The 9,393-nt window shown below is 63.7% G+C and carries 6 protein-coding genes and 1 pseudogene; 5 read left to right on the forward strand and 2 right to left on the reverse strand.

Annotated elements, in window-relative coordinates; genetic code table 11:
* The first annotated feature begins 10 nt into the window (after positions 1-10).
* Entirely contained in the window at positions 11-973 is a 963-nt protein-coding gene (locus ACIOVD_RS25020) for an alpha/beta hydrolase (RefSeq protein WP_401130816.1), read from the forward strand.
* A 39-nt stretch (positions 974-1,012) separates the two neighbouring features.
* On the opposite strand, the pseudogene ACIOVD_RS25025 reads toward ACIOVD_RS25020, so the two are convergent.
* Positions 1,013-1,591: pseudogene (locus tag ACIOVD_RS25025) on the reverse strand (GNAT family N-acetyltransferase); the annotation flags it as partial.
* A 50-nt stretch (positions 1,592-1,641) separates the two neighbouring features.
* Positions 1,642-2,988: a lysine N(6)-hydroxylase/L-ornithine N(5)-oxygenase family protein gene (locus ACIOVD_RS25030; protein ID WP_095168276.1), complete on the reverse strand. Its 1,347-nt coding sequence runs from the start codon at positions 2,986-2,988 to the stop codon at positions 1,642-1,644.
* A gap of 207 nt (positions 2,989-3,195) precedes the next feature.
* On the opposite strand from ACIOVD_RS25030, the gene ACIOVD_RS25035 reads away from it, so the two are divergent.
* From ACIOVD_RS25035 to ACIOVD_RS25050, 4 genes are all read left to right on the forward strand, one after another.
* A complete protein-coding gene (locus tag ACIOVD_RS25035; RefSeq protein WP_401130818.1) occupies positions 3,196-4,158 on the forward strand; it encodes a FecR family protein in 963 nt (320 codons plus the stop codon).
* A 143-nt stretch (positions 4,159-4,301) separates the two neighbouring features.
* Positions 4,302-5,963 carry a cyclic peptide export ABC transporter gene (locus tag ACIOVD_RS25040; RefSeq protein WP_401130820.1) on the forward strand — a complete coding sequence of 554 codons (1,662 nt, stop codon included), beginning with the start codon at positions 4,302-4,304 and terminating at the stop codon, positions 5,961-5,963.
* Between the two features lies 1 nt (position 5,964).
* A complete protein-coding gene (gene fhuF, locus ACIOVD_RS25045; protein WP_177440631.1) occupies positions 5,965-6,699 on the forward strand; it encodes a siderophore-iron reductase FhuF in 735 nt (244 codons plus the stop codon).
* A 16-nt stretch (positions 6,700-6,715) separates the two neighbouring features.
* Positions 6,716-9,094, forward strand: coding sequence for a TonB-dependent siderophore receptor (locus tag ACIOVD_RS25050; protein ID WP_401130823.1), 2,379 nt, complete (start codon positions 6,716-6,718; stop codon positions 9,092-9,094).
* The last annotated feature ends 299 nt before the right edge of the window (positions 9,095-9,393 follow it).

Here is a 9,393-nt window from a genome sequence, read left to right on the forward strand (position 1 = left end):
ATTTTCAACCATGTCATTGCATCCTGAACTGAGCGCTTTCCTCGATCTGGTGGAGGAGGGGCGGCTGGCCGGCCGTCCACCGCTGCACGCCTTGTCGCCGGAATTGGCCCGCGACACCTTCGAGCAGGCTTCCGCTGGGCTGGTCTGGGCTTGGCCCCAGACCCAGCAAGTGGCACGCCGCGAGTTGACGGTTCGTACCCGCGACGGCGCCAGCCTGGCGCTGCGCCTCTATCTGCCCGAGGTCGCTGGCGCGCAGCCGTGGCCGGTGCTGTTGTACTTGCACGGTGGCGGTTATGTGGTGGGCAGCCTGGATTCCCATGACGGTATCTGCGCAGAACTTGCCTGGCGCACGCCTTGTGCGGTGCTCGCGGTGGATTACCGGCGGGCCCCGGAGCACCGTTTCCCCACCGCGCTGTTCGATGCCGAGGATGCCTTGCTTTGGCTGGTGGCCGAGGGCGCCGAGCATGGCCTGGACGCGACCCGGCTGGCGGTTGGCGGCGACAGCGCCGGCGCGACCCTGGCCACCGTGCTGGCAATCCAGGCGGCGCAGGCCCCGCAGCAATGGCCACCGATCCGCCTGCAACTGCTGTGCTATCCCACTACCGATGCTTCGCGCAGCACGGTGTCCAGCGAGCTGTTCGACGAAGGTTACTTGCTGGAGAGCGCGACGCTGGAGTGGTTCTACAGCCACTACCAGCGCACCCCGGCCGATCGCCTGGACTGGCGCTTTTCGCCACTCCTGTGTGAGCACTTGCAGGGCGCGGCCCCGGCGTTCGTCGGGCTGGCCCAGTACGACCCGTTGCACGATGAAGGCCAGGCCTACGCCGAACGCTTGCAACAGGCGGGGGTGACGGTGACCTGCCGCTCCTACGCCGCGACCCACGATCTGCTGCGGATGGGCGCGGTCATGCCGGGTGTGGATCAGGTCTACGCAGAGTTGGCGAGCCATCTGGCCCAGGCATTGGCGAACTGAGGACAAGACTGCCGGGCGCCAAGCGCCCGGCAGGGGAGGTCAGCCCGCGAGCAGCGGGCCGAAGTCGTCGCGCTCAAGCACCATCAGTGCCGCGCGTTTGTGTGGGAAGTCGAACTCCTTGTGCTTGCGAAAGCCCACCGAGGTCATGTAGCCGATCATCTTGTCGTTGTCGGCCCGAGGCTCGGCCACCACGCGCTGGGTGCGCGATTCGTCGAGCAGCAGCCAACTGACCAGCGAGCGCAGCCAGCAATCGACCTTGGCCGGGCCGCGATGATGCTCCTCGCCCACCAGCATATGGATGCCGCGGTCGAATTCAGCTGCCGGGTAGAACGGCGCGATGCGGTCATGCGCGGCCCAGTAGACCTCGTAATAGGCAAAGGGCTGGTCATTCAGGCAGCCGATGACGCTGAAGATGTGCGGGGTGTCGCTGATCTTCTGCAGGTATTCACGGTGCTCGTCGAGCGTGCCTTGCTCCTGCCAGAAGTGCGCGACGCGCGGGTTGTTCTGCCAGCGGTTGAACAGCGCCAGGTCCTGCTCGATGTCCAATGTGCGCAAGGACATCCACAGCCCCAGTTGCTCGTCGTAGCGACGGTAGAGCTCGCCTTGGGGCTTGCTGGCGATAGCGGCGGTCAGCGCTCCGGTGGTCATGTTCATCCAGGTAGCTCCATTCAGGCGGATGCCGACAGGGCAGTGTCGAGCAATTGCAGGTGCTCGTGCTCGCAGGACTCGGCCATCTCCAGCAACGCCTCGGAGATTTCCCAGGCGCGGGCCGGCAGGACCGACAGCAGGGTATCGCTGAGGCCATGGTTGGCCTCCGAGAAACCCTGGACGAACACGCCGGCCTTGAGGTTCGGCGTGGCGCGCACGCGGTAGCTGCGCTCGACGTCGAAGTCGCCCAGGTAGTCGGCCAGCGGTGCCAGCAGGGTCTTGTGCGAGGTGCGTTCGTAACCGGTAGCGAGGATCACGGCATCGTAGTGCTGGACTTCTTCCTGGCCCGTGGCGACATCGCGCAGGTGCAGGCGCACCCCGTGTTCGCCGGACGTGGCGCTCTGCACCTGTGTCCGGCAGCGGAAGGCATGGCGCTCACGCTTGGAGACTTTCTGGCGATAGAGAATGGCGTAGATCTGTTCGATCAGGTTCAGGTCCACCACCGAATAGTTGGTGTTGTGGAATTCGCTGATCAGCCGCTCGCGCTCGGGCTCGGGCTGGTCGAAGAACAGGTGGGTGTTTTCCGGGGCGAAGATCTGGTTGACGAAGGGGCTGTCGTCGGCCGGCTTGAGCACTTCGCTGCGCAGGATCAGGTCGACCTTGACGTTCGGGTAGCTGTCGTTGAGGTCGATGAACGCCTCGGCCGCGCTCTGCCCGCCGCCGACCACGGCAATGCGCATTGGCTCACCACGGGCGCAGCGTTGCTGGGTGATGCGGCTCAGATACCGCGAGTGGTGGAACACCCGGTCGTCGTCGCGCAGGTCCCGGAACACCGCCGGAATGCGTGGCGTGCCACCGGTGCCGACCACTACCGAGCGGGTGCGTCGGCGATGTTCGCGGCCCTGGCTGTCGACCGAGACCACGTCCAGCAGTTCGACGCTGCCATCCATGCCAATCACCGGCTCGACCCGGTCGACGCGGTTGCCGTAGGCACACTGCTCGCGGAAATGCCCGGCGACCCAACGCAGGTAGTCGCTGTATTCCATGCGGCAAGGATAGAACGTGCCCAGGTTGATGAAGTCGATCAGGCGGCCGTGCTGTTGCAGGTAATTGACGAAGCTGTGGCGGCTGGTGGGGTTGCGCAGGGTCACCAGGTCCTTGAGGAAGGAGATCTGCAATTCGCTCTGGCTGACCAGGGTATCGCCGTGCCAGTGATAGTCAGTCTGCCGGTCGAGGAACAGGCTGTTGGCTCGGCGACCCGCCGTTTCGGCCTGTTCCTCGAGGGCGATGGCCAAGGCCAGGTTGGAAGGGCCGAAGCCGACGCCGATGACGTCGAAGGGCTTGTTGCTGGACTGTCGCTGGGACATTCGCGAATCCTCCTTTGAAGTGGTGCCCTGAGCGAGCGGCCATGTGCAGGCCGTGTCAGAGGCGTTCATGAGAGTTGACGAATGAACCGACAGCTTCTTCAGAAGTGGTCGAAGGAGCGCGTAGGCAAATGAACGATTTAGAGTGAAACCAACCAAAAACCAAGTGGATGGAGTAAGCTTGGCGAAATTCTTCCGCTGTCTACCACCATGCCCAACCCCTCTGTTCCCCAGCAATCCCCGAGCGAAATGGCCGCCGACTGGTGCGTGCGTTTGCATTTCGAGGATTGCACCGACGCGGACCGTGCCGAGTTCCTGCGTTGGTACGATGCCGACCCGGAACACGCTGCGGAGTACCTGAAGATGTGCCGGGTGTGGCAGGTCAGCGAGCAGTTGCCACCGCGGGCGCAAGCGCCGCTTGAGGCTCGTTCGCGGCGCCGCCGCGCGCCGTTGCTGGCCCGCGCCGCGGTGCTGGCGTTGGCCGTGGGAGCTGCATGGGCGGGCGGTTGGTCGGGTGGCATGTTGCCGGGCAGTGTGCGCTACTTCATGGCCGAGCAAGCGCGACGCCAGGTTCAGCTCCCCGATAACAGTCAGGTGGAACTCAATCAGCGCACCGGCATGCTGTACCTGGGCTTTCGTGATCGGCGCCAGGTGTTGCTGCGTGACGGCGAGGCCTATTTCGATGTGCAACGCGACGTCGACAAGCCGTTCTTGATCAGTACCGACAACGCCAGCGTGCGGGTCACCGGAACGCACTTCAATATCTGGACCGCACCGGCGCAGACCACCGTCAGCGTGAGCGAAGGCACGGTACTGGTGTCGCGTGGCGAGGACGGCGACGGCCGCAACCAGGGCACCGAACTGACTGCCGGTTTGCAGGCCGTGGTGAGCCAGGGGCGCATGCTCCAGCTCAAGCGCATCGACCCCGCGCGCTCGATGGCCTGGCGCAACGGCAAGCTGATGTTGGACGACATCAGCCTGCGCGACGCCATCGTACAGATCAACCGTTACCTCAAGGTGCCCCTGCAACTGGAAGGCAACGAAGTCGGCGAGCTGCGTTTCGGCGGCATCTACGACACCAGCGACCTGGGCCAGTTGATCAGCGCGCTGCCACGGGTGCTTCCGGTAAAACTGCGTCGTGGCGATGACGTGATCCTGATTTCGTCCCGCTGACCTGCGTCTCGGCAGTTATTTACAGCTAATTTGCTGAACAAACCCCACTCTCATTCGTCGATCAGGCATGCCCCTTAACACGCCCTCATTCCGGCCGTCTGCGGACGGGACGATGACGGGCGTCAAGCCTGGAAGCCGAGACAATGAGTGCACCTGCACGAAGTACCTTGCATGAATTGACGCAGGTTTTGCGTCCCTTCTGGCCGTTGCTGCTGGTTTCGACCGTGCTGGGCATTCTCGGCGGCTTGAGCATCACTGGCCTGCTGGCGACCATCAACCACGCCCTGCACGCCGAAGGCGGCGCCAGTCGCGGGGTGTTGCTGGGTTTCGCCGGGCTGTGCCTGATGGCGCTACTCGGCTCGGTGATCTCGGACATCGGCACCAACTACGTTGGCCAGCATGTGATCGCGCGGCTGCGCAAGACCTTGGGCCTGAAGATCCTCAGCGCGCCGATCGATCAACTGGAACGCTACCGCAGCCACCGGCTGATTCCGGTGCTGACCCACGATGTCGACACCATCAGTGACTTTGCTTTCGCCTTCGCGCCGCTCGCGGTGTCGTTCAGCGTCACCCTTGGCTGCCTGGTGTACCTGGTGCAGTTGTCGCCAGGAATGTTCCTCACCACCACCCTGGCGATTCTGCTGGGCTCGGTTGCCCAGTATTACGCCCGGGCTCGTGGCATCAAGGGCTTCTTCGAGGCCCGTGACCTGGAAGACGATCTGCAAAAGCACTACCGCTCCATCGCCGAGGGCGCCAAGGAACTGCGCATCAACCGTCCGCGCCGCCAGCGCCTGCTCAAGGACAGCATCGAAGGCACTGCTGACAGTATCTGCCGCAAGCAAGTCAACGCGATCAACCAGTTTGTGGTGGCCAAGGGGGTCGGCTCCACGCTGTTCTTCATCGTGATTGGCGTGGCCCTGGGGTTCCAGGCCATGTGGCCGAGTACCAGCACCGCGACCCTGAGCGGCTTCATCCTGGTGCTGCTGTACATGAAAGGGCCGCTGGAGCATCTGCTCGGTACGCTGCCCAATATCAGCCGTGCGCAAGTGGCGTTCCGCCGGGTGGCCGAACTTTCCGAGCAGTTCGCCTCACCCGAGCCGCACTTGCAGGAGGCAAACGACAAACCGCTGCCTGAGCAAATCCACAGCATCGAACTGCGTGACGTGCATTACCGTTATCCGAGCGAAGAGGGCGCCAGCGGTTTTGCCATCGGCCCGGTCAACCTGTCGATCCGCAAGGGCGAGATTGTGTTCATCGTCGGCGAGAACGGTGGTGGCAAGACCACCCTGATCAAGCTGTTGCTGGGCTTGTACGTGCCCCAGAGCGGCAGCCTGCTGCTCGACGGTAAGCCGGTCGAAGCCGCCCAGCTCGACGATTACCGCCAACTGTTCACCACCGTGCTGTCGGACTTCTTCCTGTTCGAGGACCTCGTCCAGCAGGGCGCCGATGTGCCGCCAGAGGCGATGGTGTACCTGGAACGCCTGGAGATCGCCCACAAGGTACGCATCGAAGACGGGCGTTTTTCCACCCTCGATCTGTCGACCGGCCAACGCAAGCGCCTGGCGCTGCTGCAAGCGTGGACCGAGCATCGCCCGGTGCTGGTGTTCGACGAGTGGGCAGCGGACCAGGACCCGACCTTCCGCCGCATCTTCTACACCGAGTTGCTGCCAGACCTGCAGCGCCTGGGCAAGACCATCGTGGTGATCTCCCACGACGACCGCTATTTCGATGCCGCCGACAGCCTGTTGCGCATCGACAACGGCCGTCTGGTGCAGCACCACGCCAGCGCTGTCGAGGCCGGCTGAGGTGAACCTGACCCTGGCCCAGCGCTTGCCGCCGGACCTGCAGCCGCTCGCAGCGCGGATGCGTGTGGTGCCCGGCAGTGAGGCGCCCGCGCTGAGCCGCTGGTTGCAACCGGACATGCTGGCGCCGGTGTTGGCGCGTTATGCCCGGCATTGGCCACAGGCGGATCCGCGAGCAGTTGCATCGCAATGGCACCAGCAGCTCTGCGCGCTGATCCTGCCACCGCTGCTGCTGGCGCGCCTGCTGTATGCCGAGCCTGTAAGCCTGGACCCGCAGCAGTTGCGTATCTGCGTGAGTGAACAGGGCGAGCCTGACGAACTGCATGTCCCGGCGTCAGGGCCGGCGCTACTCAACTTGGGCAATGGCGCACGCCAGCTGGACGCGTTCGATGAGCAACTGCTGCAGCCTTTCGTCAACCGTTTTGCCGCCCATACCGGGCTGTCGCCGCGCCTGCTGTGGGGCAACGTGGCGCTGTGTATCGACTGGGTCATGGAGGTGGCCCAGGGCTGTGTGCCAACCCGCGCGCTAGGGGAAGCGCGGGCGCATTTTTGCAGCAGCCACCAGGGGCAGGGTAGCCAGGCCTTGCGCAGTGCCTTGCGCAGTGCCTTGCGTCGCGACGCCGCTGGAGCGGTCAAGCGCCGGGTCTGCTGTCTGCGTGAGCGCCTGGGGTTCGAGCGGTGTGCGGCCTGCCCCCTGGCCACACGCCAAGCCCCATCCAATATGCCAACAAAACTATAAATCCATAGGGAACATCATGAGCGTTCATCCACTGAATCAACCGGCACAGCGCCTGCGTCGCTGCATCGCCGCCGCTACTCTCGGGCTTGCCATGGCGGTGGCGGTCCCGGCGCTGGCCGAGCCTGTGCAGATCAACATCCCGGCCAAGTCGCTGTCCTCGGCCTTGTACGAGCTGGGCAACCAGGCAAAACTGCAGATTATCTACAATCAGGACACCGTCTCCGGCCTGCGCAGCCGCAGTGTGTCCGGGCAGATGGAGCCCGAAGAAGCGCTGCGCCAGTTGATCCAGGGGACCGGCATCGCCTATCGGATCGAAGGCAATCATGTGACCTTGCAAGGCAGCTCCGACGATGCGGCGCTGACCCTGCCGGTCAGCAGCGTGGTCGGCCAGGCGTACAGCTCGGTGAGCGCCGATGACGGCTATGTGGCCAAGCGCGCTTCGGCGGGGACCAAGACTGACACGCCGATCATCGAGACGCCGTACTCGGTGTCGGTGGTGACCCGTGAGCAGATCGAAGCCCAGCAACCCAAGACGGTCTCCCAGGCCCTGCGCTACACGCCGGGGATCAACGCCGAACTGGCCGGCCCGCAGTTCGTCACCGACCAGTTGACCATCCGTGGCTTCCAGCAAGGCACCGGGCGCATGCTGCGCGATGGCACCCGCACCTTCCTGCCCGACTTCCTTGGCTGGGACGCCCCCGAACCCTATGGCCTGGAGCGGATCGAAGTCCTGCGCGGTGCCAGCTCGGTGCTCTACGGTGCTTCCGACCCCGGTGGCCAGATCAATCTGGTGAGCAAACGCCCGACCACCGAACCGTTGCGACAAGTGCAGTTGCAGATGGGCAACCACGACTACCAACAGACCGCCTTCGACCTCGGCGATGCGCTGGATGAGGAGGGGGTGTGGAGCTATCGCCTGACCGGCCTGTTCCGCGAAGCCGATGCCCAGGCCGACCACATCACCAACCGTCGCGAGTACCTGGCACCGGCCATCAGCTTTCGCCCCAACGACGATACCGAGTTGACCGTGCTGGGCGAGTACCAGAAGCAGACGGGCAACTTCGCCAACCCATTGCCCGCCCAGGGCACGGTGTTTCGCGACCCGCGTGGCCGCCTGGATCGCGATACCTACGTTGGCGACAGCGCCTACGACTACATGACCAACGAGAAGACGTCGCTGGGCTACGTGTTCGAACACGACCTGAGCGAGATCTGGACCCTGCGCCAAAACGTGCGTTACAGCGACTACCGCCAGTCGAGCTCCGAGATTGCCTTGTACGGCCCGGCGGGCGACGTCTACTCGCGCTACAACGACCAGCGCAAGGGCGACGGCCGGCTGTTCACCATGGACAACCAGGTCCAGGCCAACTTTGCCACGGGGCCGGTGGAGCACACCTTGCTCACCGGGGTCGACTACAACAACGGCAAGTTCAACCAGGACCAGTCGCTGGACTTCATCCTGCAGCCGTTCGACGTGTTTAATCCGGTCTATGGTAAACCGCTGACCCTGGTCCCGTTCAGTGCCTCCAGCTATGAGCAGAAACTGTCGCAGACCGGCGTGTACCTGCAGGATCAGTTGAAGATCGACAAGTGGGTGTTCCTGCTCGGTGGTCGCTACGACTGGGCCAGCAACCAGAAGGACGACCGCGCTCCGCAGACCCAGAAGGATGAGAAGTTCAGTGGTCGTGCGGGCCTGGTCTACCTGTTCGACAATGGCTTTGCACCGTACGCCAGCTACAGCGAATCGTTCCTGCCGGTGATGGGCGTCACCCTCGACAACTCGCAACTCGACCCGGAAATCGGCAAGCAGTACGAAGTCGGCCTGAAGTATGAGCCGCCAGGCAGCAACAGCCTGTACACCGTCGCGGTGTTCGACCTGACCAAGCAGAATGCCACCGAGTACGTCAGCGGCTTCGCACGCCAGGAAGGCGAAGTTCGCTCCCAGGGTGTCGAGTTGGAAGCCAAGACCGAGATTACCCAAGGCTTCAATCTGATCGGCAGCTACACCTGGAACGACGTCGAGGTCACCAAGTCCGACGTCGGCAACAAGGGCAATACACCGTTCCGGGTGCCGGAGCACATGGCGTCGATCTGGGGCGACTATATCGTCCAGGGCGGCACGCTCGAAGGGCTGCGCCTGGGCGGCGGTGCCCGCTACGTGGGCAGCACCTTCGGCGACTCGGCGAACAGCTTCAAGGTCGACAGTTACACCGTGGTCGACGCCTTGGTCGCCTACCAACTGGGCAAGGTCGATGCCTCGCTCGACGGTATGGAAGTCTCGCTCAACGCCTCGAACCTGTTCGATAAAGAATACGTGGCAGGCTGCTACAGCAACGTTGGCTGCCAGTACGGCCAGCAGCGGACCGTGTATGGCACGGTGAGCTACAACTGGTAAGTCTCTTGGGACTGGGCCGTGCTTGATTGCACGGCCGTAACTTGTTACTTGAGCCCAAGGCAAAAACGCTAACGTCTCAAAGCACCCCTTGGACATTCGCCGTGGCGGCCTCTGGGCCTCTGGGGTGTTGGATTAGACCGAGTACATATCCATTTTTGCGGTAACGACCTCCTATGGTTCCGCCTGACGGCGGCTCACTTTTGGACAGCGCAAAAGTAAGCAAAACGCTCTTACCCCACCACTCGGTGCCTCGCTTAGGCTCGGCATGCCCGTACTCCGACATTGATTTGGGGGGCCGC

The organism is Pseudomonas sp. NPDC087626, from assembly GCF_044743405.1.
GTDB lineage: Bacteria > Pseudomonadota > Gammaproteobacteria > Pseudomonadales > Pseudomonadaceae > Aquipseudomonas.